The organism is Streptomyces sp. TRM64462 (genome assembly GCF_013362995.1).
Lineage (GTDB): Bacteria > Actinomycetota > Actinomycetes > Streptomycetales > Streptomycetaceae > Streptomyces.
Genome location: NZ_JABWDV010000394.1, coordinates 70,209 through 92,799, shown reverse-complemented (window position 1 = coordinate 92,799; position 22,591 = coordinate 70,209). Strand labels below are relative to the sequence as shown.

Annotated in this window: 17 protein-coding genes; 7 read left to right on the top strand and 10 right to left on the bottom strand. The window is 69.5% G+C overall.

Translation table 11 applies throughout. The features are described 5' to 3' along the window. Positions 1 to 8 precede the first annotated feature (8 nt). The 5 genes from HTZ82_RS22935 (at position 9) to HTZ82_RS22915 (ending at position 4,724) form a co-directional block, all read left to right on the top strand. On the top strand, positions 9 to 518 hold the full coding sequence (locus HTZ82_RS22935) for a R3H domain-containing nucleic acid-binding protein (RefSeq protein WP_175411342.1): 510 nt from the start codon (positions 9 to 11) through the stop codon (positions 516 to 518). Between the two features lie 84 nt (positions 519 to 602). Beyond that, entirely contained in the window at positions 603 to 1,337 is a 735-nt protein-coding gene (rsmG, locus tag HTZ82_RS22930; RefSeq protein ID WP_375540852.1) for a 16S rRNA (guanine(527)-N(7))-methyltransferase RsmG, read from the top strand. Positions 1,338 to 1,610: 273 nt separating this feature from the next. Then, positions 1,611 to 2,696 (top strand): ParA family protein, encoded by a 1,086-nt coding sequence (locus HTZ82_RS22925; protein WP_175411340.1) that lies wholly within the window; start codon positions 1,611 to 1,613, stop codon positions 2,694 to 2,696. Then, positions 2,693 to 3,799 carry a ParB/RepB/Spo0J family partition protein gene (locus HTZ82_RS22920; protein ID WP_175411339.1) on the top strand — a complete coding sequence of 369 codons (1,107 nt, stop codon included), beginning with the start codon at positions 2,693 to 2,695 and terminating at the stop codon, positions 3,797 to 3,799. The genes HTZ82_RS22925 and HTZ82_RS22920 overlap by 4 nt, the downstream gene beginning before the upstream one ends. A 307-nt stretch (positions 3,800 to 4,106) precedes the next feature. Beyond that, positions 4,107 to 4,724 carry a GNAT family N-acetyltransferase gene (locus HTZ82_RS22915; RefSeq protein ID WP_175411338.1) on the top strand — a complete coding sequence of 206 codons (618 nt, stop codon included), beginning with the start codon at positions 4,107 to 4,109 and terminating at the stop codon, positions 4,722 to 4,724. An 89-nt stretch (positions 4,725 to 4,813) separates the two neighbouring features. Here the strand turns inward: HTZ82_RS22915 and trxA are convergent, their stop codons facing one another. The 7 genes from trxA to HTZ82_RS22880 form a co-directional block, all read right to left on the bottom strand. Next, entirely contained in the window at positions 4,814 to 5,161 is a 348-nt protein-coding gene (trxA, locus tag HTZ82_RS22910) for a thioredoxin (RefSeq protein WP_175411337.1), read from the bottom strand. Between the two features lie 44 nt (positions 5,162 to 5,205). Next, complete coding sequence (trxB, locus tag HTZ82_RS22905) at positions 5,206 to 6,180, bottom strand: thioredoxin-disulfide reductase (protein WP_175411336.1); 975 nt, start codon at positions 6,178 to 6,180, stop codon at positions 5,206 to 5,208. Between the two features lie 128 nt (positions 6,181 to 6,308). Beyond that, the gene (locus tag HTZ82_RS22900; protein WP_175411335.1) at positions 6,309 to 7,286 is read right to left on the bottom strand and encodes an anti-sigma factor; all 978 of its coding nucleotides are present in this window, start codon (positions 7,284 to 7,286) and stop codon (positions 6,309 to 6,311) included. Then, positions 7,283 to 7,987, bottom strand: coding sequence for an RNA polymerase sigma factor SigM (gene sigM, locus HTZ82_RS22895; RefSeq protein ID WP_175411334.1), 705 nt, complete (start codon positions 7,985 to 7,987; stop codon positions 7,283 to 7,285). Before sigM ends, HTZ82_RS22900 begins: the two co-directional genes overlap by 4 nt. Positions 7,988 to 8,014: 27 nt before the next feature. Beyond that, positions 8,015 to 9,745 (bottom strand): protein kinase family protein, encoded by a 1,731-nt coding sequence (locus HTZ82_RS22890; protein WP_175411333.1) that lies wholly within the window; start codon positions 9,743 to 9,745, stop codon positions 8,015 to 8,017. A gap of 119 nt (positions 9,746 to 9,864) precedes the next feature. Then, the gene (murJ, locus tag HTZ82_RS22885) at positions 9,865 to 12,057 is read right to left on the bottom strand and encodes a murein biosynthesis integral membrane protein MurJ (RefSeq protein ID WP_175411332.1); all 2,193 of its coding nucleotides are present in this window, start codon (positions 12,055 to 12,057) and stop codon (positions 9,865 to 9,867) included. Positions 12,058 to 12,102: 45 nt separating this feature from the next. Beyond that, positions 12,103 to 14,451: a DUF6049 family protein gene (locus tag HTZ82_RS22880; protein WP_175411331.1), complete on the bottom strand. Its 2,349-nt coding sequence runs from the start codon at positions 14,449 to 14,451 to the stop codon at positions 12,103 to 12,105. A gap of 184 nt (positions 14,452 to 14,635) precedes the next feature. On the opposite strand from HTZ82_RS22880, the gene HTZ82_RS22875 reads away from it, so the two are divergent. Beyond that, on the top strand, positions 14,636 to 16,102 hold the full coding sequence (locus tag HTZ82_RS22875; protein ID WP_175411330.1) for a CCA tRNA nucleotidyltransferase: 1,467 nt from the start codon (positions 14,636 to 14,638) through the stop codon (positions 16,100 to 16,102). A 115-nt stretch (positions 16,103 to 16,217) separates the two neighbouring features. Here HTZ82_RS22875 and HTZ82_RS22870 read toward each other — a convergent pair whose 3' ends face one another. From HTZ82_RS22870 to HTZ82_RS22860, 3 genes are all read right to left on the bottom strand, one after another. Next, on the bottom strand, positions 16,218 to 17,471 hold the full coding sequence (locus HTZ82_RS22870; protein WP_175411329.1) for an MFS transporter: 1,254 nt from the start codon (positions 17,469 to 17,471) through the stop codon (positions 16,218 to 16,220). A gap of 88 nt (positions 17,472 to 17,559) precedes the next feature. Next, positions 17,560 to 18,642, bottom strand: coding sequence for an inositol-3-phosphate synthase (locus HTZ82_RS22865; RefSeq protein WP_175411328.1), 1,083 nt, complete (start codon positions 18,640 to 18,642; stop codon positions 17,560 to 17,562). Between the two features lie 51 nt (positions 18,643 to 18,693). After that, positions 18,694 to 19,395 (bottom strand): PadR family transcriptional regulator, encoded by a 702-nt coding sequence (locus tag HTZ82_RS22860; RefSeq protein ID WP_175411327.1) that lies wholly within the window; start codon positions 19,393 to 19,395, stop codon positions 18,694 to 18,696. A 359-nt stretch (positions 19,396 to 19,754) separates the two neighbouring features. Here HTZ82_RS22860 and HTZ82_RS22855 point away from each other — a divergent pair, with 359 nt between their 5' ends. Continuing rightward, positions 19,755 to 22,493 carry a transglycosylase domain-containing protein gene (locus tag HTZ82_RS22855; protein WP_175411326.1) on the top strand — a complete coding sequence of 913 codons (2,739 nt, stop codon included), beginning with the start codon at positions 19,755 to 19,757 and terminating at the stop codon, positions 22,491 to 22,493. Positions 22,494 to 22,591: the final 98 nt, after the last annotated feature.

The window sequence follows — 22,591 nt, the reverse complement described above, 5'->3', positions numbered from 1 at the left end:
GTCCATCCGTGACGGAAGGCACCACGTCCGCCGCCGAGGGTGGCGACACCCTGACCCGCCTGGAGCAGGAGGGCGAGATCGCGGCTGACTACCTCGAGGGCCTGCTCGACATCGCCGACCTCGACGGCGACATCGACATGGACGTCGAGGGGGACCGCGCCGCGGTCTCGATCATCAGCGACGCGGCCAGCCGCGACCTGCAGAAGCTCGTGGGCCGCGACGGTGAGGTGCTGGAGGCGCTGCAGGAGCTGACGCGTCTCGCCGTGCACCGGGAGACCGGGGACCGCAGCCGTCTCATGCTGGACATCGCCGGCTTCCGGGCCCGTAAGCGCGCCGAGCTCACCGAGCTGGGCGTCAAGGCCGCGGACGAGGTCAAGAGCACCGGCGAGCCGGTGCAGCTCAAGCCGATGAGCCCCTTCGAGCGCAAGGTCGTGCACGACGCGGTCGCCGCCGCCGGCCTGCGCAGCGAGTCCGAGGGCGAGGAGCCGCAGCGCTTCGTCGTCGTGCTCCCTGCCTGACCTCTTGTTGTGTCGGCCCCGTCTGTGCGCAGGCGGGGCCGATCTTTGTCAGCCTGAATAGTCAGCCACCCACCCAGTGCGGTAGTGCGGTACGGAAGGACGGTTCCCGTGTCGGAGGCAGAGGAACTTCCCCCTGCGCCCCAGGAGGCGCGGACGGTCTTCGGTGAGTTCTTCCCGGAGGCGGTCCGTTACGCGGAGTTGCTCGCGGACGCGGGGGTCAAGCGTGGGCTGATCGGCCCCCGTGAGGTGCCACGGCTGTGGGAAAGGCATCTGCTGAACTGCGCCGTCCTCTCCGAGGTCGTGCCCGAGGGTGTCACCGTCTGCGACGTGGGCTCCGGCGCCGGCTTGCCCGGTATCCCGCTGGCACTGGTGCGTCCGGACCTGAAGATCACCCTGCTGGAGCCGCTGCTGCGCCGGACGAACTTCCTCCAGGAGGTCGTCGAGCTGCTCGGCCTGGACCATGTGACCGTCGCGCGCGGTCGCGCCGAGGAGATGCTCGGCAAGCTGCCGCCCGTCCATGTCGTAACGGCCCGTGCCGTGGCACCCCTCGACCGGCTCGCCGGTTGGGGTGTGCCGCTCCTGCGCCCGTACGGCGAGATGCTGGCCCTCAAGGGCGACACCGCCGAGGAGGAGATCCAGGCAGCCCGCGCCGCCCTCAGCAAGCTGGGCGTCGTCAGCACCTCCGTGCTGCACGTCGGCGAAGGTGTGGTCGACCCCCTGTCGACCGTCGTACGGGTCGAGGTGGGGGAGAGCCCCGGCGGCGTCAGGTTCGCGGCAAAGCGGGCCAAGGCGGCCAGGACCTCACGGCGCCGACGCTGAGGCCATCTCGGCGGTCCGTCACAGGGCTGGCGGACCGGCGTTTGGTTTGATCCTCATACGTACCTATTTCGGAGTGTCGTGACGGCCTGACCCTGCGGCGCGTGCATCGTGTTTCACGTGAAACGTCGCTCACTGCTGCAGGGAATCATCAGCCGCGGCCGTGCTGCCGCCACCCCACGACACCGCAGGCCCCCCGTAGGGGCTACAGAGTTGTCCACAGAAGTGGATTCCTCCACAGAAGCCCGGGCCTCGCTGGTTCACGACCCCGAAAGCATGGCAGGCTCTGTTCATCGTGAGCCTGAAGCCGAGGAGAGTGAATCCTTGCGGTCCGACGCCAACATCGCGGGGCCGATGACCGATCCGGTCCCTGGTCCCCGCACCGAATCGCCCGGGGGCGATGTTTCACGTGAAACACACCCCCCGGTGGACGACACCCCCATCGGCAGGGCTGCCCAGCTGGCGGTACAGGCTCTGGGCCGGGCCGGTGAAGGCCTCCCCCGTCCCGAGCACACCCGCGTCATGGTCGTCGCCAATCAGAAGGGCGGCGTGGGGAAGACGACCACGACGGTCAACCTCGCGGCCTCGCTGGCCCTTCACGGCGCACGGGTCCTGGTGGTCGACCTCGACCCTCAGGGCAACGCCTCCACGGCCCTCGGTATCGACCACCACGCCGAAGTGCCCTCGATCTACGACGTCCTGGTGGAGAGCAAGCCGCTCTCCGATGTGGTCCAGCCCGTCCAGGACGTCGAAGGCCTCTTCTGCGCCCCGGCCACCATCGATCTCGCCGGTGCGGAGATCGAGCTGGTGTCGCTGGTGGCGCGGGAGAGTCGACTGCAGCGGGCGATCCAGGCGTACGAGCAGCCGCTGGACTACATCCTCATCGACTGCCCGCCGTCCCTGGGTCTGCTCACGGTCAACGCCCTGGTGGCCGGCGCCGAGGTGCTCATCCCCATCCAGTGCGAGTACTACGCGCTGGAGGGCCTCGGTCAGCTGCTGCGGAACGTCGACCTCGTGCGGGGCCACCTCAATCCCGGCCTCCATGTGTCGACGATCCTGCTCACCATGTACGACGGCCGGACCAGGCTCGCGTCGCAGGTCGCCGATGAGGTGCGCAACCACTTCGGGGACGAGGTCCTGCGCACCAGCATTCCGCGGTCCGTCCGGATCTCGGAGGCCCCGAGCTACGGGCAGACGGTGCTCACCTACGACCCGGGTTCCAGCGGTGCGCTCTCCTATCTGGAGGCCGCCCGTGAGATCGCCCTGCGCGGAGTCGGCGTCCACTACGACGCCCAGCACGCCCACCCGGGCGCCCAGCAGCATCAGCACAGTCAGCACAGCATGTCGGAGGGGATCCAGTGAAAGAGCGACGTAGGGGGCTGGGGCGTGGGCTGGGTGCCCTGATCCCCGCCGCCCCTCAGGAGAGGCAGACGCCTGCGGTGGGGACGGGATCCACGTCGCCCGGCGCGGTTCCGGTACTCGCCGGTGAACGGGGCGTGGCCGCCGCGAAGGTGGCGACACTGCCCCAGGCACCGTCCGTGCCGGAGGACCGTGGTCTGTCGCTGCCCGAGCAGACCGAGGCCGAGTCCCTCCCGGAGGTGCCGGCGGGAGCGCACTTCGCGGAGCTGCCGCTGGACGCCATCACCCCCAACCCCCGCCAGCCTCGTGAGGTCTTCGACGAAGACGCGCTGGCCGAGCTGGTGACCTCCATCCAGGAGGTAGGCCTGCTCCAGCCCGTCGTCGTACGGCAGGTGGCCCCCGAGCGATACGAGCTCATCATGGGTGAGCGCCGCTGGAGGGCATGCCGCGAAGCCGGCCTGGACCGTATCCCGGCGATCGTCCGCGCCACCGAGGACGAGAAGCTGCTGCTGGACGCCCTCCTGGAGAACCTCCACCGGGCGCAGCTGAACCCGCTGGAAGAGGCGGCCGCCTACGACCAGCTGCTGAGGGACTTCAACTGCACTCATGACCAGCTGGCGGACCGGATCGGACGGTCCCGCCCCCAGGTCTCCAACACACTGCGCCTGCTGCGGCTGTCGCCGCCCGTGCAGCGCAGGGTCGCGGCCGGGGTCCTGTCGGCCGGCCACGCCCGGGCGCTGCTGTCGGTCGACGACCCGGAGGCGCAGGACAAGCTGGCGTATCGCATCGTCGCCGAAGGCCTGTCGGTGCGCGCGGTCGAGGAGATCGTGACGCTGATGGCCTCCGAGCCCCGTAAGGCGCCGAAGGCGAAGGGCCCACGGGCCGGCAGCCGGGTGTCTCCGGCACTCGGTGAGCTCGCCTCGCACCTCTCGGACCGCTTCGAGACCCGGGTGAAGGTCGATCTCGGCCAGAAGAAGGGCAAGATCGTTGTCGAGTTCGCCTCGATGGAGGACCTGAACCGGATCCTCGGCACCCTCGCCCCCGATGCGGGGCGGGTCCTGGAACGGGGCCTGTCCGAAGAGGCGACCACGGACGGCGAGGACTGATCCCGCACACGGCCAGGACGTAGGGGCGGATCTCCATTCCGGTGTTCATCGGATTGAGGTCCGCCCTTTGACCTTTTCCCGTATGCGAGTCATCACCCGATCGATACGATGCGTTCGGGTATGCGCATCCGCACGAACCATCGTGGAGGGAGAGCCAGACCATGCGCGAGGTGAGCCGCGGCCAACTGCTGACCGCAGGTCTGGGACTCGGAGTGGTCGGCGGATTCATCGGCAGTCTCCTCCGGGAACGGAGCGCGCTCACGGCCGCCCGTGGCGCGGCAGGCGAAGGAAGTGAGGAACAGCCTTCATGGGGCGACGGCTCGTACCGCTCACGTTGGACAACCTTCCGGACCTCCCCAAGCGCTGCCGCACCTGCGTCTTCTGGGAGCTCGACCCCGTCAGCGGAGAAGCAGCGGTAAAGGCGGGTACGCCGGAGCTGGAGAAGGAGGCGTGGATCTCCGCCGTTCTCCTCGACTGGGGTTCGTGCGGCCGCGTCGTCTACGTGGACGAGGTGCCGGTCGGGTACGTGCTGTACGCGCCGCCCGCGTATGTGCCCCGGTCCATGGCGTTCCCCACCAGCCCCGTGTCCTCCGATGCCGTACAGCTGATGACGGCCTGGATCACACCGGGGCACCAGGGGCAGGGGCTGGGCCGGGTGATGGTGCAGACCGTCGCCAAGGATCTGCTGCGCCGGGGCTTCAAGGCCATCGAGGCGTTCGGTGACGCCCGCTGGAAGGAACCGGCGTGTGTCCTGCCGGCCGACCATCTGCTCGCCGTGGGCTTCAAGACGGTCCGTCCTCACCACGCCTATCCGCGGCTCAGGCTGGAACTGCGCTCCACGCTGTCGTGGAAAGAAGACGTCGAGCTGGCCCTGGACCGCCTGCTGGGTGCCGTACAGAAGGAGCCCGCGCTGCGTCCGCTATGACGTAGGGGAAACGAAAACGGCCCACCCCCGAAGGGATGGGCCGTTCGTGTTTCACGTGAAACATCGTTTCACGTGAAACAGGAGCTGCCTCAGGCCGTGGCGTTCTCGGTGCTGATGAAGCCCTCCAGGTCGCGCACGATCGCGGCCTTCGGCTTCGCGCCGACGATCGTCTTGGCGACCTCACCGCCCTGGTAGACGTTCAGGGTGGGGATCGACATGACGCCGTACTTGGCAGCCGTGGCGGGGTTCTCGTCGATGTTGAGCTTGACGACCTCGATCTGGTCCCCGTACTCGTCCGCGATCGCCTTCAGCGACGGCGCGATCTGACGGCACGGACCGCACCAGGCCGCCCAGAAGTCGACCAGTACGGGCTTGTCGCTCTTCAGGACGTCCTGCTCGAACGAGGCGTCGGTCACATTCTTCAGGTCGCCGGCCACGGCGGCCTCCTTCGTCTTCGTGGGGTGTTGGGTGGGGAACGGAATCAGACTGCGGGCGTCTTCTCGGGCTCGGCCAGCTTCTCCGTGTCGGCGAGCGCGGCCAGGAAGCGCTCGGCGTCGAGCGCGGCCGAGCAGCCCGTGCCGGCGGCCGTGATGGCCTGGCGGTAGGTGTGGTCGACGACGTCACCTGCTGCGAAGACACCCGTCAGGTTGGTGCGCGTGGACGGCGCGTCAACCTTCAGGTAGCCCTCGTCGTCCAGCTCCAGCTGGCCCTTGAACAGCTCGGTGCGCGGGTCGTGGCCGACGGCGATGAACAGGCCGGTCACCGGAAGCTCCGAGGTCTCGCCCGACTTGGTGTTGCGGAGGGTCAGGCCGGTGAGCTTCTGCTCGCCATGGATCTCGGCGACCTCGCTGTCCCAGGCGAACGAGATCTTCGGGTCGGCGAAGGCCCGTTCCTGCATGGCCTTGGAGGCCCGCAGGGTGTCCCGGCGGTGCACCACCGTCACGGACTTGGCGAAGCGCGACAGGAAGGTCGCCTCCTCCATGGCGGTGTCGCCACCGCCGACCACCGCGATGTCCTGGTCCTTGAAGAAGAAGCCGTCGCAGGTCGCGCACCAGGAGACGCCGCGCCCGGAGAGCGCGTCCTCGTTCGGCAGACCGAGCTTGCGGTGCTGGGAGCCCGTCGTCACGATGACCGCCTTGGCCCGGTGCACAGTGCCGGCGGTGTCCGTGACGGTCTTGATGTCGCCGGTGAGGTCGACGGAGACGACATCGTCCGGGACGAGCTCGGCGCCGAAGCGCTCGGCCTGGGCCCGCATGTTGTCCATGAGGTCGGGGCCCATGATGCCGTCACGGAATCCGGGGAAGTTCTCCACGTCGGTCGTGTTCATGAGGGCGCCACCGGCGGTGACGGCTCCTTCGAAGACCAGCGGCTTCAGCGACGCGCGCGCCGTGTAGAGCGCTGCCGTGTAACCGGCGGGCCCGGAGCCAATGATGATCACGTTGCGGACGTCGCTCACGGGTTTCTTCCTCGTCTCTGCAGACTGCCTACTGCCTACCGGGGCCGGGTCAAGAACTCTCACCCCACCCAACGGATCCTAAGGGGCATGCATTCCCGCTGTGTCCGAGTGGCTCCGGGGCGCGTCCGTCAGGTACGGGGGTAGGTCTGCTTGAGCAGCACGTCCGCAGGGCTGTTGCCTGCGGGAGACGTCGCACAGGACGTGTCCACGATGTAGACATCGACCTGTGTGTCGGCGCCGGGGCGGGGCAGCACCACCAGATAGGCGGGCCGTCCCCGGAAGTCACCGAGCTCCCCGGCCAGCGGCTGCTCGGTGCGCCCGATGCCCTGCTGCACGCAGGGCGGCACCTGGACCTCGGTGGATCGCAGCGTATGGCCCGGGTCCACCGACTCCCTCTCGACGCCGGGCTGCATCCGAGGCGACTTGGTGCCCTGGTCGGCGGCGAGGAGAGCCCGGACCTTGTCGGCGACGTCGTGCCCCGAGAACCGGACAGCCTGGCTTTCGCTGATCGCCGTGTCGGCCTTCTGCGCCGTCGGCTCGTCCCCGGTGGGGCTGAGGCCCTGGAACAGGACGACGCCCAGACCGACGGCCGCCAGGCCGCACACCGCGCTGAGGATCGTGCGCCTGCGCCGCCGCACGGACGGTCTCCGGCCGGGCCCCGTCGCGGCGGAGGAGCGGCCCGGTGGGCGCCCGCCGGGCGCATCCGCGGCGGAGGAGCGGCCCGGTGGGCGCCCGCCGGGCGTGTCCGCGGGGGCCGGGCTCCGGGGCTCGCTGGTGACGCCGACCGCCGGCGGCCTGGGCGCGGGCGCCACGGTTTCACGTGAAACATCGGCGGCGTCCTGCGGCGCTGTGGCGTCGAGCAGCGCTTCCGCGGCGAGTGCGGCGTCGATCCGCTCCGCGATGTCGGCGGGCATACGGACTGGGCCCGGAAGCGTGCCGAGCAGCCCGCGGATCTCCTCCAGAGAGGTGCGCACATCGGCGCAGAGAGGGCACGTGTCCAGGTGACGCCGCACGTCGGCCGTACGGGACGGGGGCAGGATCCCCTCGGTGAGGTCGGAGATCTCCGAGATCTCAGGGTGCTGAGTCGTGTCGGCCGTGGATGTCACGCGCGTCCACCTCCGCCCTTCACAGCAGCAGGATCATGCGGTCCTGCATCATGTGCTCCCGACGCAGGTGGGACGGATGTCCCTGGCGTCCGGTTCCTTCCCCCTCCGAGCTCGCCCTTACCCCCCGTATCACCACGCAGATGAGTGAGCATGGGAAGCAGTCTGGCCCTGCCCCGCGCACAGCGGCTCTTCACTGTCCCGGTCGGTACGTCGAGGATGCGAGCGGCCTCAGCGACGGGATAGCCCTGCATGTCGACCAGGACCAGTGCGGCTCGCTGATCGGCGGGCAGCTTGGCCAGTGCGGCCAGCAGCTCCCGGTGCAGATCCTCACGCTCGGCGGGCGCCTCCGCCGACTCGTGCGGCTCCAGCAGTTGATCCAACCGCTCCGTGTCCTCCACCGGCGAGGTCTTGCGGGTGGCAGCCTTGCGCGCCCGGTCCAGGCACGCGTTGACGGTGATGCGGTGCAGCCAGGTGGTCACGGCGGACTGGCCGCGGAAGGTGTGGGCGGCCCGGAAGGCGGAGACGAGCGCGTCCTGAACCGCGTCTGCGGCCTCCTCGCGGTCCCCCAGCGTGCGGAGGGCGACGGCCCAGAGCCGGTCACGGTGTCGGCGGACAAGCTCCCCGAAGGCGTCCGGATCGCCGGCGACATGCCGAGCGAGCAGCTCCTGGTCGGTGGTGCCCCGTAGTTCGGCAGCGTCCAACGGTGAGCCCCTCCCCACGTCCTTCTGTCAGCCGGTGAACTTCACGTCGGTGATTCCCTGCTTATAGCCCTCGCTGCTGTAGCCGTCCTGACCGGAGTAAGGCATGGCCGTCATCCAGAGAAGCACGTACCGGCTCTTCACCGGCTTGTCGGTGGAGAGCTGAAGGGTGGTGCCGTTGGTCCGCCCGGATGCGATCTTCTGCATGCCGTCGACAGAGCCGGAAGGGGACAGTGCGTCGACGGCGTACAGCGTGATGGTGGTGTGGTCGCCCCCGTGGCGCAGGCCTATCGAGGCGGCGGTCACCTCTTTTTCGGAGCCGAGGTCATAGACGATGCCGACGCCACGCTTGACCGTCGGTTCCAGTTCCGGGCCGTCATAGTAGTACTTCGTTCGCCAGTAGCTGCCGTCGTCGTCGTCGTAGGTCAGGTCGACCTCGGCGGCATTCTGCGGTTTGTTGTCCGGTGCGTACTCCTTGGCGTCCTGGATGGGCAGAACGACGGGTGCCTTGGGCTTCTTGTCGTCGCTGCCGCCGGGATCCGCCGTCTGACCGGAGCCGGGCTCGTTCTGCGCGGTGTCCTTGTCGAGGAGCCTGTCGGCGATCTGCCAGCTTCCGAGGCCGAGTGCGGCGATCAGGAGCGCGGACACCGCCCACTTCAGGGCCTTGCCGGTGCGGCTCTGCAGGGGCGGGGGCGGCATCGGGACGGCCTGGGTGGGTACGGCGCCCGGGTGCTGCTGCGGCCGGCCGTACGTGCCCTGCTGGTACGTCGTGCGCTGGTAGTCCGACGGGGGCGGGAACGCGGGCTCCGGCGGGCGGATGCGCGGCATCGCGGCGACCGCCTTGGCCAGCTCGTCGGGCGTGGCGCAGGCGGGTTCCTGCCGGGACGCGGTCGCGCCGTCGTTGGCCAGCGCGCGCATGGCGAGCTCCGAGAGCCCTCGGTGGATACCGGCCCGCACCTGGTCCGGGGCGATCAGGCCGACGCCCTTGGGCAGCCCGGACAGGCCGTGGGCGTCGTTCTCGTACGGCCACCGCTGGGTGAGTGCCGCGTACAGCAGGGCGCCGATCGACTCGGTGTCGGTGCGCTGCGGCCGCTCGGCGCGGATGCCGCGCAGGGCGGCGTTCACGGCGAGCCCGCGGATGCGGTACTGCCCGGTAGAGGTGCGCAGCACGGCGCTGGGCGTGAGCCGCAGATGGGCGAGGCCTTCGCGGTGGGCTGCGGCCATGGCCTGGGACACCTGGCTGACGAGCTGGTAGGCGTCGTACGGCTCCAAGGGGCCGGCGGCGAGCAGCGTCGTCAGTTCCGTGGCGTCCGGCAGCCATTCGTGCACGACGTAGACGAGGTCGTTCTCCTCGACCGCGTCCAGGACCTGAACGAACCTGGGATCTCCCAGAAGGGCGGCGGAGCGTGCCGCCGCCAGCACCGAACGGGCCCGGGGGTGGTCGGCGGGCAGGACATGGATGCCGACGGCGCGGCGCAGCTTCTCGTCGACGGCGCGCCAACTGCTGAAACCGTCCAGACGGGTGACGCACTCCTCGAGCCGGTAGCGCCGGGCCAGCTTGTGGCCGCTGTGCAGTTCGGGTGTCGTGATGGCGGGCTGTTCCTCGGCTTCTCGTTCGCCGTCCGTGGTCCGGGCGGACGTGTCCGCCGCATCCTGCTTCTCCGCCGCGCCGTCGGCCGTGGTCGCGTCCGCCTTGGCGGTCAGCGGGTCGTCACCGCTGTTGTCGGCCACGTCGACGGCAGCCGTGCTACGTTCCGCCACCGTCGTTCCTGCCTCCCCATCCGATGCGCCATATCCAACAGCCATGCCAATTGTGCCCACAGTCCGCCGCTGTGCACGACACGCGATGGCCGGCGATGGTTGTGCTACAGCCGCTTGTTCTAGCGGCCCAGACGGCCGCGCACCATGCCCACCATGGCGTTGAGCTCCTCGATGCGCATCTTCCTGGCCGCCGCGTAGAACACCGCGAGCAGGACGACGCCACCGGCCAGGAGGGCGACGAGCGAGCTCAGGGCGTCCTTGCCGAGCAGGGAGAGGGTGCCGAAGCCGACGGCGCCGGCGAGCAGCGCGGCGGGGAGCGACGCCATGCAGAGGCGGGCGTACGTACGGATGACGTGCGCGCCGTCGAGGTCGCCGCCGAGCCGGTTGCGCAGCCGCCGCCAGGCGACGCCGACACCGACCATGTACGCCAGTCCGTACGACGCGGCCATGCCGACGACGGCCCAGCGGGCCGGGAGGAGGACGTAGCAGACCGCGGACGCGGCGGCGTTGACCGCCGCCACGATCACCGTGTTGTAGAAGGGCGTGCGCGTGTCCTCGTACGCGTAGAAGCCGCGCAGGACGACGTACTGCACCGAGTACGGGATGAGGCCGAGGCCGAACGCCATGAGGATGAAGCCCATACCGGTGGCCGCCTCGAGGCCGCTGGACGCGTACAGCAGGGTGCACATCGGGACGCCCAGCGCCAGGAACCCGAAGGCGACGGGGACGATGGCGACGGCCGAGTTGCGCAGGCCCTGCGAGATGTCGTCGCGGACGGCGCCCGGGTCGTTGTCGTGGGCGGCGCGGGAGATGCGGGGGAGCAGAGCTGCCATGACGGAGACCGTGATGATGGCCTGCGGCATGCCCCAGATGAGCTGGGCGTTGGAGTAGGCGAGGATGCCGGCGCCGCCGGTGCCGGAGGCCTTGCCTGCCGCCGTGGCGAGCTGGGTGACGACCACGACGCCCGCCTGGTTGGCGAGGACGAACAGGACGGTCCACTTGGCGAGCTTGACCGTCTTGCCGAGCCCCTGGCCCTTCCAGTCGAAGCGGGGCCGGAAACGGAAGCCGGCCTCGCGCAGGTACGGGATCATCGCGAGGGCCTGGACGACCAGACCGAGCAGCGTGCCGATGCCGAGGAGCCGGACACCCTCGTCGGGGATGACGTCCACGCCCATCTTCGTCTCGGAGTACGCGCCGTACACCCAGATGAACAGGCCGAACGTCGTCATCATGACGATGTTGTTGAGGACCGGGGTCCACATCATCGCGCCGAACTTGCCGCGGGCATTGAGGATCTGACCCATCACCACGTGCACACCCATGAAGAAGATCGTGGGCAGACAGAAGCGGGCGAAGGTCACGGCGACGCTGTTGGCGTCGGGGTCGTTGGCGATGGTCGGGGACATCGCGTGGATCAGGAGCGGCGCGATGAACACCGCGACGGCGACGATGGCGCCGAGCGCCACCATGACGAGCGTCAGCAGCCGGTTGGCGAAGGCCTCGCCGCCGTCCTCGTCGTTCTTCATCGAGCGGACGAGCTGCGGGACGAAGACGGAGTTGAGACCGCCGCCGACCGTCAGGATGTAGATCATCGTCGGCAGCGTGTACGCGACGGTGTACGCGTCACCGAGGGTCGCGGCGCCGAGGGCACCGGTGATGACGAGGGTGCGGAGGAAGCCGGTGAGCCGGGACACGAGGGTGCCGGCGGCCATCACCGCGCTCGACTTGAGCAGGCCCGACGCCCGTCTGCCGGACTTCTTCGGCGGCGGGAGCGGTGCCTCTTCGGCCGGCTCCGGTACGGCGGCGGGCGCCGTGGCCGTGGGCTGCCCCTGGACCTGCTGGTCCTGGTACAGGTGCGCGAAGGCGTCGGCGGCCGGCTTCTCGTCGGCGGCATGGGTCACCAGGTCGTCGACGCCCGTGAACTGGACGGTACGGGCGTCGTCGCCGTACGGGAGGTGCCGGGACGGGCCGTCGGGCTCGGGCGGCGGCGTCTGGGCCCACACCCGCGGGTCCGGGGCGTGCTGGGGTGCGGCGGGCTGCTGGTAGAGCGGGCGGGGTTCCTCGTACGTGCCGGGCGGGGGCGGGGGGTGAGCCGCACGGTCGTACAGGGCCTCGCCGACCGGGTCCTGCGCGGACAGGTCCTGTGCCCGGTACGGGTCGTGGGCGTAGGCGTCCTGGACGTAGGGGTCCTGCGGGGGCGGTGGGTCGGCGGGTGGCACCTGCCCCGGCACGGGTGCGTGCGGTGTGCCGCCCGAAGGCGCGGTGTCGCCGCCCGTGCCCGGGCCGCGGTCACCGTCGTACGGCGCGTTCATGGTTACCCCACCTCATCGTCCCCGGCCGACCGGCCACGACATCGCTCAACGGTCCACTTTCTCACCCGGGCCCGAGGGGCCTGCGCTTTGCGGTCCGGTGTCCACCGCCGGGTCACTCGGCTGCACCGGGTCGTCGCTCTCCGCGACCGACGGCTCGGTGTCCACGTCCTCGGCGGCGTCCTCGCGCTCGGCGGTGTCCTGGTCGCCGTCCTCCGCGCCCTCCCGAGCCGCGGCGCGCTTGCGCTGGCTGTACATCCTGACACCCGCGAGGACGAGGAGCAGGACACCTCCCGCGATGACGAGCATCACGGTCGAGGTGATCTCTGAGACCTTTACCGTGAACTGCATCGGCTGCCCGTAGGGGCGCCCGTCCTCCGTGAACAGCCGTGCCGTCATCGTGACCGGGCCGTTGGCGTTCGCGGAGGCCGTGAACTTCACGGACTGGCTGTGCCCGCCCTCGATCCGCACCGGCAGCTCGGCGACGGCCTTGTCGTCGTTGAGCTTCAGACGCGTCGGCTTCGACGACTCCAGGCGCAGCACCAGATGGTCGACGCCCTGCACGAGCTTGTTCTGGACGGTCACCGGGATCGTCGCGCTGCGCCCGGACAGCGTGAGATCCGACTTCTTGATCAGCTGTACCTCGTTGGTGAGGTCCTTGAGATGGGCCTGCACCCCCGTCGCGTACGCGGCGGCCTCGGCCGGGCGGCCGCGCCAGGACGTCGACATCTCGCGGTTGACGGCGTTGCCGAACGGCGTCACCACGCGGTGGGCGGCGGTGAGGATGACCTTGAAGTTGTCGAGGGCTTCCTGGGTGGTCTTGATCTGCTGGAACGCCTCGACGGGCAGTTCCTTCTGCCGCAGCCGCTTTGGGTACTTTCCGGAGCCGGGGACGTGGGTGGTGGCCTTGGGGTCGGGCTTGGCCGCGGCGGCGGCGATCAGATCACCGGGCTGGGACCAGCGCTGGGCCGTGAGCGCGCCGAGTGCGGTCGCCATCGACTGGGCCTGGGACGCCGTCGGCATCCGCTGCGGGGCGATCACGATGCTGCGTGCGTTGCCCGGCTGCTCCTGGGTGACGGCCAGCGTGTGCGCCAGGAACCGCTGCACGGCCGGCGCCGACGTGTCCGCCCGGCTCATGTCGCCTTCGAAGGCTGTGGACAGGGTGGCGTCGGACACCACGGCGGTCGTGCCGCCACCGATGGGCCGGGCCGCGTTGGGCGTGTACGGGAGGTCCTCCCGCATGCTGTCGCTGCGCGTGATCACCTTGTCGGCGCCGGCCGACGTGGCGACGTCGACGATCGACGGGTCGACCGCCCCCTCCACGGGCCAGGAGAAGTCGACGGACGGTTTCACGTGGAGGACCGTCTCGACGGTGGACTCGGAGACCTGGGTCGCGGGCCGCAGATGGCTGAGGGAGCCGGAGACGTGCTTGCCCCGGTGGGCCAGGGATGCCAGGTCCGGGTCCCCGTACGGCAGGGCGACCACCTTGTCGCCCTGGACGGCCTTGTCGAGGGCGTTGAGCCATCGCTTGGCGACGGCCTGGTTCTTGCCCGCGACGGTCGTGTCGCCGCTCCTGACCCGGTAGCTGCGGGTCATCGCGTCGACCGTGGCCAGCAGGTCCGGGTCGATCACCCAGGTGACGGGCAGCTCGGCGCCGAACGCGACCAGCCGCTCCAGCCGGCCGCCCGGACCGAGCTCGGCGACAAGGTCGTCCTCGCTCTCGAAGACGGGGGTCTGCTGGTCGTCGGAGCCGGTCTCCGCGGACAGGTGGGCCGAGGAGATCAGCGGCCACAGCATGGTGATCTGCGTCTTGTTCCGTGTGGCGTCGGGCTGCCAGGGCAGGAACGTCCGCTCGACACCGAGCACCTGCCCGTACGTGTTGCCGGAGAGCTTCCCGGACAGGGACACCCCGAGCTGATAGACACCGTCCTCGTCGAGGCCGAGCTTGTCGACGGGGACGGCGAGAGTGAAGTCCTTGCTGATCCCCGCGGGGATCTTCGGGATCTTCACGGTGTACGGGCCGCCGAGGGCCCCGCCGTCCTTCTCCTGCGAGAAGCCGGTGCGCCGCGCGGCGTCCTCGATGGCCCCGCGGCTGGACAGCCGGTCACCGAGGCGTACGTCGATCTGCGCGTCGTTCACCGTCCGCTTGCTCTTGTTCGTCACGGTGCCGCTCAGCGTGAGGGTGTCGCCCTTCACGGGCGCGCTGGGCGCGATGGTGTTCAGCGCCACATCCACCGTGCGGGATCCGGAAGGCTCGTCGGCGGCAGCGGCCGGCCCGGCGGGCAACCGGAGCAGCCCCACCAGCAGCGGCACGCCGGCGACGGCGACGGCAGCGCGGCGCACCCACCGGCGGGCAGGAGAGCGACGGTTGCTCTGGAAGTCTGCCGCCTCGGCCACGCGCTCGTCCGTCCCTCGTCGTCTGTTGCCGCCGGTCCTTGCCCGGTTCCTGCGTCCACGCATGGTAACGAGACGCGCCGCGCCTAAGTGCTGCGGATGCGCTCCACAAGATCGAGGGAGAGTACCGGAGGCCGCGAAAAATCAAGGACGCCGCCCCGGTCCGGGCCACGTACCCTGTTCTGTTGTGCCGAACGCCAATGAAGACAACCCGACTGCCCTGAGCCAGGTGCAACGCCGCGCGGTCAGTGAGCTGCTGCGCGTGTCCCCCGTGGCCGACGATCTCGCCCGCCGTTTCCAGGACGCCGGCTTCCGCCTGGCGCTGGTCGGCGGATCGGTCAGGGACGCCCTGCTCGGCAGGCTCGGCAACGATCTGGACTTCACCACGGACGCCCGCCCTGAGGACGTACTGAAGATCGTCCGGCCATGGGCCGATGCGGTGTGGGAGGTCGGCATCGCGTTCGGCACGGTGGGGGCGCAGAAGGACGCCCGCGTCGGAGACGCTGTGCAGCGCTACCAGATCGAGATCACGACGTACCGCTCCGAGGCGTACGACCGCACCTCCCGTAAGCCCGAGGTCTCCTACGGCGACTCCATCGAGGAGGACCTCGTACGGCGCGACTTCACCGTCAACGCGATGGCGGTCGCGCTGCCCGAGAAGGAGTTCGTCGACCCTCACGGCGGCCTCGAGGATCTCGCGCAGCGGATCCTGCGGACACCGGGCACTCCGCAGGAGTCCTTCTCCGACGACCCGCTCCGGATGATGCGCGCGGCCCGCTTCGCCGCGCAGCTCGACTTCGAGGTGGCTCCCGAGGTCGTCTCGGCGATGAACGAGATGGCCGCCCGGCTCGACATCGTCTCCGCCGAGCGTGTGCGGGACGAGCTGAACAAGCTGCTGCTCTCCGCGCACCCGCGCAAGGGCCTGGCGCTCCTGGTGGACACCGGCCTCGCGGACCGGGTGCTGCCAGAGCTGCCCGCGCTGCGCCTGGAGAGCGATGAGCACCACCGGCACAAGGACGTCTACGAGCACTCGCTGACCGTGCTGGAGCAGGCGATCGACCTGGAGGAGGACGGGCCCGACCTGGTGCTCCGTCTGGCGGCGCTCCTGCACGACATCGGCAAGCCCCGGACCCGGCGCTTCGAACCGGACGGCCGGGTGTCCTTCCACCACCATGAGGTGGTCGGGGCGAAGATGACCAAGAGGCGCATGACCGCGCTCAAGTACTCGAACGACCTGGTCAAGGACGTGTCGCGGCTGGTGGAGCTCCATCTTCGCTTCCACGGCTACGGCGCCGGTGAATGGACCGACTCCGCCGTGCGCCGCTATGTGCGGGACGCCGGACCTCTGCTGACCCGGCTCCACAAGCTGACGCGCTCCGACTGCACGACGCGCAACAAGCGCAAGGCCGGTGCGCTGTCCCGCGCCTACGACGGCCTGGAGGCCCGTATCGCGCAGCTCCAGGAGCAGGAGGAGCTGGACGCGATCCGCCCCGACCTCGACGGCAACCAGATCCAGGAAGTCCTCGGGATCCGTCCCGGACCCGACGTCGGCCGTGCCTACAAGTTCCTGCTGGAGCTGAGGCTGGAGAACGGCCCGATGGAGCACGACGCGGCGGTGGCCGCGCTCAAGGAGTGGTGGGCGGCTCAGAGCTGAGACCGGACCGAGCCCGCGACGCCTCATGTTTCACGTGAAACATGACACCGGGGACAGCGGATCGTCCACGAGGGCGGGGCGGTGTTTCACGTGAAACACCGCCCCGCCCGTTCTGTCAGGGGCGCCACCGGGCCAGTGCCGTGGCGGAGAGGGCGTACAGCACCGCGACGGTGACGATGAGGTGCACGGAGCGGCCGTCCGGCGGCAGCATCAGCGCGGCCACGCCGGCGGCCGCGACGAACGCGACGTTGAACAGCATGTCGTACAGGGCGAAGACCCGGCCCCGGTAGGCGTCGTCCACGGACTTCTGGACGACCGTGTCCGTGGAGATCTTCGTGGCCTGGGTGATGAGCCCGAGGACATAGGCGGCGATCATGACGGTCACCGGTGAGAAAGGAAGCCCCAGGGCGGGCTCCAGGACGGCCGCGGAGCCGGCGCAGACCGCCATCCAGCCGCCGGTCCCGAGCTTCTCGGCTGCCCACGGGGTGATCACCGCGGCGGTGAAGAAGCCGGCACCCGAGACCACGACCGCGAGGCCCAGCAGGGCCAGCCCTTCGGATTCGCTGGTCGTCCAGGCGTAGCGGCTGAGCATCAGCACGGTCACCGTGAGCGCGCCGTAGCAGAACCGGGCCAGGGTCACAGCGGCCAGCGCCTGCGCGGCGGCGTGGCGCTCCGCCAGATGCCGCAGCCCGCTCCACAGGCCGCGAGCGGTCGAGACGAGGGCGGCGCCGATCCGGGGGACGGCGACGTCCGGGTCCGGGCCGAGCAGCTCGCGCCCCATGCGCAGGGAGGCGAGCGCGGAGGACAGGTAGATCGCGGCGCCCAGGAGCACGACCAGGGCGTCGGAGCCTTCGGCGACCAGCCGTACGGCGAAGGCCAGCCCGCCGCCCGCCGTGGCGGCGAGCGTGCCCGCGGTCGGCGAGAGCGAGTTGGCCATGACGAGCCGGTCGGTGTCGACGACGCGCGGCAGCGCGGCGGACAGCCCCGCCAGGACGAAGCGGTTGACCCCTGTCACGGACAGCGCGGAGACGTAGAAGAGCCAGGCCGGTACGGACGACAGGATCAGGAGCGCGGTGCCCGCGGCGAGCACGGCGCGCAGCAGATTCCCGTACAGCAGGACCTGGCGGCGCCGCCAGCGGTCGAGCAGCACCCCGGCGAAGGGCCCGATGAGGGAGTACGGCAACAGCAGGACCGCCATCGCGGAGGCGATGTCGACGGGGGTGGCCTGCCTCTCCGGTGAGAAGACGACATAGGTCGCCACGGCGACCTGGTAGACGCCGTCGGCGCACTGGGAGAGGAGTCGTACGGCGAGCAGGCGGCGGAAGTTCGTCAGGCGCAGGAGTACGCGCAGATCACGTACGACGGGCATGACAGCAAGGGTCACATACGGCGAAGGTCCCCGGGCTTGCGCCACGGGGACCTCAACGCCGCGAGAGCGGGGCGCTCTTGACCGGTGCTTAGCGCTCGACCTCGCCCTTGATGAACTTCTCGACGCTCGTGCGGGCCTCGTCGTCGAAGTACTGAACCGGCGGGGACTTCATGAAGTACGAGGACGCGGAGAGGATCGGGCCGCCGATGCCCCGGTCCTTGGCGATCTTCGCGGCGCGCAGCGCGTCGATGATGACGCCCGCGGAGTTCGGGGAGTCCCACACCTCGAGCTTGTACTCGAGGTTCAGCGGGACGTCACCGAAGGCCCGGCCCTCCAGGCGCACGTACGCCCACTTGCGGTCGTCGAGCCAGGCCACGTAGTCGGACGGGCCGATGTGGACGTTGTTCTCGCCCAGGTCGCGGTCGGGGATCTGGGAGGTGACGGCCTGCGTCTTGGAGATCTTCTTGGACTCCAGGCGCTCGCGCTCGAGCATGTTCTTGAAGTCCATGTTGCCGCCGACGTTCAGCTGCATCGTGCGGTCCAGGATGACGCCCCGGTCCTCGAACAGCTTCGCCATGACGCGGTGCGTGATGGTGGCGCCGACCTGCGACTTGATGTCGTCGCCGACGATCGGGACGCCCGCCTCGGTGAACTTGTCGGCCCACTCCTTGGTGCCGGCGATGAAGACCGGGAGGGCGTTGACGAACGCGACCTTGGCGTCGATGGCGCACTGGGCGTAGAACTTCGCCGCGTCCTCGGAGCCGACGGGCAGGTAACAGACCAGGACGTCGACCTGCTTGTCCTTGAGGACCTGGACGACGTCGACCGGCGCCTCGGCGGACTCCTCGATGGTCTGGCGGTAGTACTTGCCCAGACCGTCGAGGGTGTGGCCGCGCTGGACCTTCACACCGGTGCTCGGCACATCGCAGATCTTGATGGTGTTGTTCTCGCTGGCGCCGATGGCGTCGGCGAGGTCGAGACCCACCTTCTTCGCGTCCACGTCGAAGGCGGCGACGAACTCGACGTCCCGCACGTGGTAGTCGCCGAACTGGACGTGCATCAGTCCCGGCACCTTGCTCGCCGGGTCGGCGTCCTTGTAGTACTCGACGCCCTGCACCAGCGAGGCGGCGCAGTTGCCCACGCCGACGATGGCTACGCGAACCGAACCCATTCCGGTTGCTCCCTGTTTGTTCTCGACAAGTCCCTGCGGGTGCGCAGGGACTCACTTGGTGGTGTCGTCGGACGGATCCGGCCGGGTACTGCCCCCGTGCCGGGGCAGGCCGCCCGTCTCTCCAGATGTGCTGTTCCGCCCGGCGGGCCCGTCGGAGGTGGCCGCGCCGTCCGAGCCGGACCGTCGCTGATCCCGCCCGGCCCGCTCGCTCTCGATGAGCTCGTTCAGCCAGCGCACCTCACGCTCCACGGACTCCATGCCGTGGCGCTGCAGTTCGAGCGTGTAGTCGTCCAGGCGCTCCCGCGTACGGGCGAGCGAGGCGCGCATCTTCTCCAGGCGCTCCTCGAGGCGGCTGCGGCGGCCTTCCAGGACCCGCATCCGCACCTCGCGCTCCGTCTGGCCGAAGAAGGCGAAGCGAGCCGCGAAGTGCTCGTCCTCCCAGGAGTCCGGACCCGAGTGGGACAGGAGTTCCTCGAAGTGCTCCTTACCTTCCGCGGTCAACCGGTAGACGATCTTCGCGCGTCGTCCCGAGAGGGAAGCGGCGAGGGCGTCCTCCGGGGCGCTGCCCGGCTCCTCGATCAGCCAGCCGTTGGCGACCAGCGTCTTGAGGCAGGGGTAGAGCGTGCCGTAGCTGAAGGCGCGGAAGATGCCCAGCGACGTGTTGAGCCGCTTGCGCAGCTCGTACCCGTGCATCGGAGCTTCCCGGAGCAGACCCAGGACGGCGAACTCGAGGATGCCGGAGCGCCTGCTCATGAGCTGCTTCCTCCTCCGTGCCGCCGCTCGTTATGCCGTCCTGATGTATCGGCTCGATACATCCCGACGATAGAACGGCGGTCCGGTGCCGACAAGTGGGGCGGTCGTGAACGGCGTCACATCCTCAATTCGCAGTAAGCGAGTTGCCGGATTTGGGGTGAACTTCGGCTCAAGGGAGGTTTTGGCCGTGCGTAGTCTGTGCGGCATGCACACCACCGGGAACCATGTGACGTCGGGGGACGTCCTCGTCGTGGGTGCATGGCGGACGAGCCCGGTGGGCTTGTCCGAGCCATTTCGGGGGGACCGGAACTCAGCTGCCGCTTCCAGGCGTACTCGCCTGCCCGAGGAGTAGTCGTTCGATGAGCGAGCACCGTCGCAAACCGCCGCAGCCGCAGGGTGGCGGCCGTGCCGCGGCCCGGCGAGCTGCACAGCAGCCTTCCGGCCGCAGGTCGGCCCGGGCGCGTGATGTCAGTACAGGGTCCCCTTCCGAACAGTACGGCGAGACCCCTGCTTACGGCGGTCGGGCCGAGGCTCGGCGGGCCGCCCAGCGTGGCGGCCGTGGCCGCGGGCACGGTGGCGGCGGCCGCGCAGCAGGTGGGCGCGGGGGCGGTGGCCGCGCGGCCGGGCCCGGCAAGAAGCGGCTGATCGACTACCCGCGTTACGACAAGTACGGCTGGCGCCGCTGGGTGCCGTCCTGGAAGCTCATCACCGGGCTGTTCCTCGCGTTCATGGGCGGCCTGATGGGCGCGGCGACGTACGCGTACGCCACGGTGGGACTGCCGGAGCCGGACAAGGCCGCGACGGCGCAGAACAACGTCTACTACTGGGCCGACAAGACGCAGATGGCCGCGACCGGTGGTGAGGTGAACCGCCAGATCATCGGCATCGGCGACATCCCGCTGGACATGCAGAACGCGGTGATCTCGGCGGAGAACAAGACCTTCCGCGACGACGCGGGTATCGACCCCATGGGCATCGCCCGCGCCGTGTTCAAGATGGCCACGGGCGGACAGACCCAGGGCGGCTCCACCATCACCCAGCAGTACGTCAAGAACAACCGTCTGAACAACCAGGCCCAGACGCTGGACCGGAAGGTCCAGGAGCTCTTCATCTCCATCAAGGTGAACAACGAGCTCACCAAAGACGAGATCATGGCCGGCTATCTGAACACCTCGTACTTCGGGCGGGGTGCCTACGGGATTCAGGCAGCAGCGCGGACGTATTACGGCAAGGAGGCCAAGAACCTCAGCGCCAGCGAGTGCGCGTTCCTCGCCTCGCTGCTGAAGGGCGCCACCTACTACGACCCGGCCGGCGCTCCGGAGATCGATCCCGGCGCCAACGCCAAGGACAACACAGAGCGGGCGATCAAGCGCTGGAAGTGGATCCTCGGCGAGATGCGGAACGACGGCCACCTCACCGACGCCGAGTACGCCAACGCCACCAAGACCTTCCCGATGCCCGACCCGCCGAAGAAGCAGGCCCAGCTCGGCGGACAGATCGGCTACCTGGTGGACCTGGCCAAGGCCTACTTCATCAACAACAACGACCAGGGCATCACGGCTGAGATGCTCTCCCACGGCGGCTACGAGATCTACACGACTTTCGAGAAGCCCAAGGTCGACGCGCTCGAACAGTCGGTGAAGAAGGTCTACGAAGAGCACATCGACCCCAAGAAGCGGCCCGAGACGGACACGCATGTCCAGTTCGGCGGCGCCTCGGTCGATCCGACGACCGGGGCCATCGTCGCCGTCTACGGCGGCACCGACGCGACCAAGCACTTCACCAACAACGCGGACCAGACCGGCGCCCAGGTCGGCTCGACCTTCAAACCGTTCGTCCTCGCGGCGGGCATGGAGATCGGCGTCCGGGATCCGAACAAGGGCAAGGTCCAAGAGCTGGAGGACCGCACCCGCATCGACCCGGACACCGCGATCTACAGCGGCAAGAACAAGCTGAAGATCAAGAACTACGACGGCACCGTCTGGCAGAACGAGGAGGGCAAGGAGTGGCTGCAGGTCAACGACGGTGACGAGAACTACAAGGACATCAACCTCCGTGAAGCGATGATCCATTCCGCCAACTCGCCGTTCGTGCAGCTCGGCATGGACATCGGCATCGACAAGGTCCGCGAGACGGCCATCGAAGCCGGTCTCCTGGAGAGCAGCCTCGCGCCGGGCGAAGTGCCGTCGTTCTCGATCGGTATCTCCGACCCCAGCGCCATCCGCATGGCGAGCGCCTACAGCACCTTCGCCGCCAACGGCGAGCAGCGCGACCCGTACTCCGTCACCGAGGTCAAGAAGGGTGGGGACGTCGTTTTCAAGCACGAGGTCAAGGCGAAGCGCGCCTTCTCCAGCGCCGTCTCCAGCAACATCACCGACGTCCTCGTGGACGTCGTCGAGAAGGGCACCGGAAAGAACGCTCGGATCCCGGGCCGTCCGGTCGCCGGCAAGACGGGTACGACGGACGGCAACAAGTCGGCCTGGTTCGTCGGGTACACCCCGCAGCTCTCGACGGCGATCGACATGTACCGCCTCGACGACGACGCGTCGAACAAGAACCGGAAGTTCCTGGAGATGTTCGGCACGGGTGGCCGCCAGAAGATCCACGGTTCGTCGTTCCCGTCGTCCATCTGGCAGTCGTACATGTCCACGGCGCTCAAGGGACAGCCGGTGAAGAAGTTCCCCGAGCCGGAGCCCCTGGACGCCGAGCCGGTGTACGGCGGTGGCGCGAAGAGCCCCGAGCCGACGCCGACCGAGACGGTGTCGGAGAGCCCGACGGAGTCGACGAGCCCGTCCCCGAGCGCGTCCGAGACGAAGGACAAGGACAAGGACGAGGAGTCCAAGGACCCCAAGCCGGGCAAGACCTGCGGCCCCCTCGACTGGGACTGCGCCACGGACAGCGGCGGCCAGAACGGCGGCGGAGGCGGCGACACGGAGGGCACGACCGACTCCGGAGGTACCACCGACGGCGGGGTCACGGAGGGCGGAACGACCACCGAAGGCGGCGGCGACACCACGTCGACGCCGACCAGCACCACCGGCGGCAACGGCAACGGCAACGGTGGCGGCGGAGGCTGGTGGGGCGGCGTGGGAGGCTAGCGCCGCCGCGCGGCACCGCACCTCGGTGAGGGCCGTCGTACCCCGTACGTACAGCGTGTGCGTACAGCGGTGCGGCGGCCCTCGCCGCGTTCCCGGAG

Coding starts and splice junctions, on each gene's coding strand:
- HTZ82_RS22925 (WP_175411340.1), top strand. CDS start 1,611: ATGGCAGGCTCTGTTCATCGTGAGCCTGAAGCCGAGGAGAGTGAATCC.
- HTZ82_RS22915 (WP_175411338.1), top strand. CDS start 4,107: ATGGGGCGACGGCTCGTACCGCTCACGTTGGACAACCTTCCGGACCTC.
- murJ (WP_175411332.1), bottom strand. CDS start 12,057: ATGAACGCGCCGTACGACGGTGACCGCGGCCCGGGCACGGGCGGCGAC.
- HTZ82_RS22870 (WP_175411329.1), bottom strand. CDS start 17,471: ATGCCCGTCGTACGTGATCTGCGCGTACTCCTGCGCCTGACGAACTTC.
- HTZ82_RS22865 (WP_175411328.1), bottom strand. CDS start 18,642: ATGGGTTCGGTTCGCGTAGCCATCGTCGGCGTGGGCAACTGCGCCGCC.
- HTZ82_RS22860 (WP_175411327.1), bottom strand. CDS start 19,395: ATGAGCAGGCGCTCCGGCATCCTCGAGTTCGCCGTCCTGGGTCTGCTC.
- HTZ82_RS22855 (WP_175411326.1), top strand. CDS start 19,755: ATGAGCGAGCACCGTCGCAAACCGCCGCAGCCGCAGGGTGGCGGCCGT.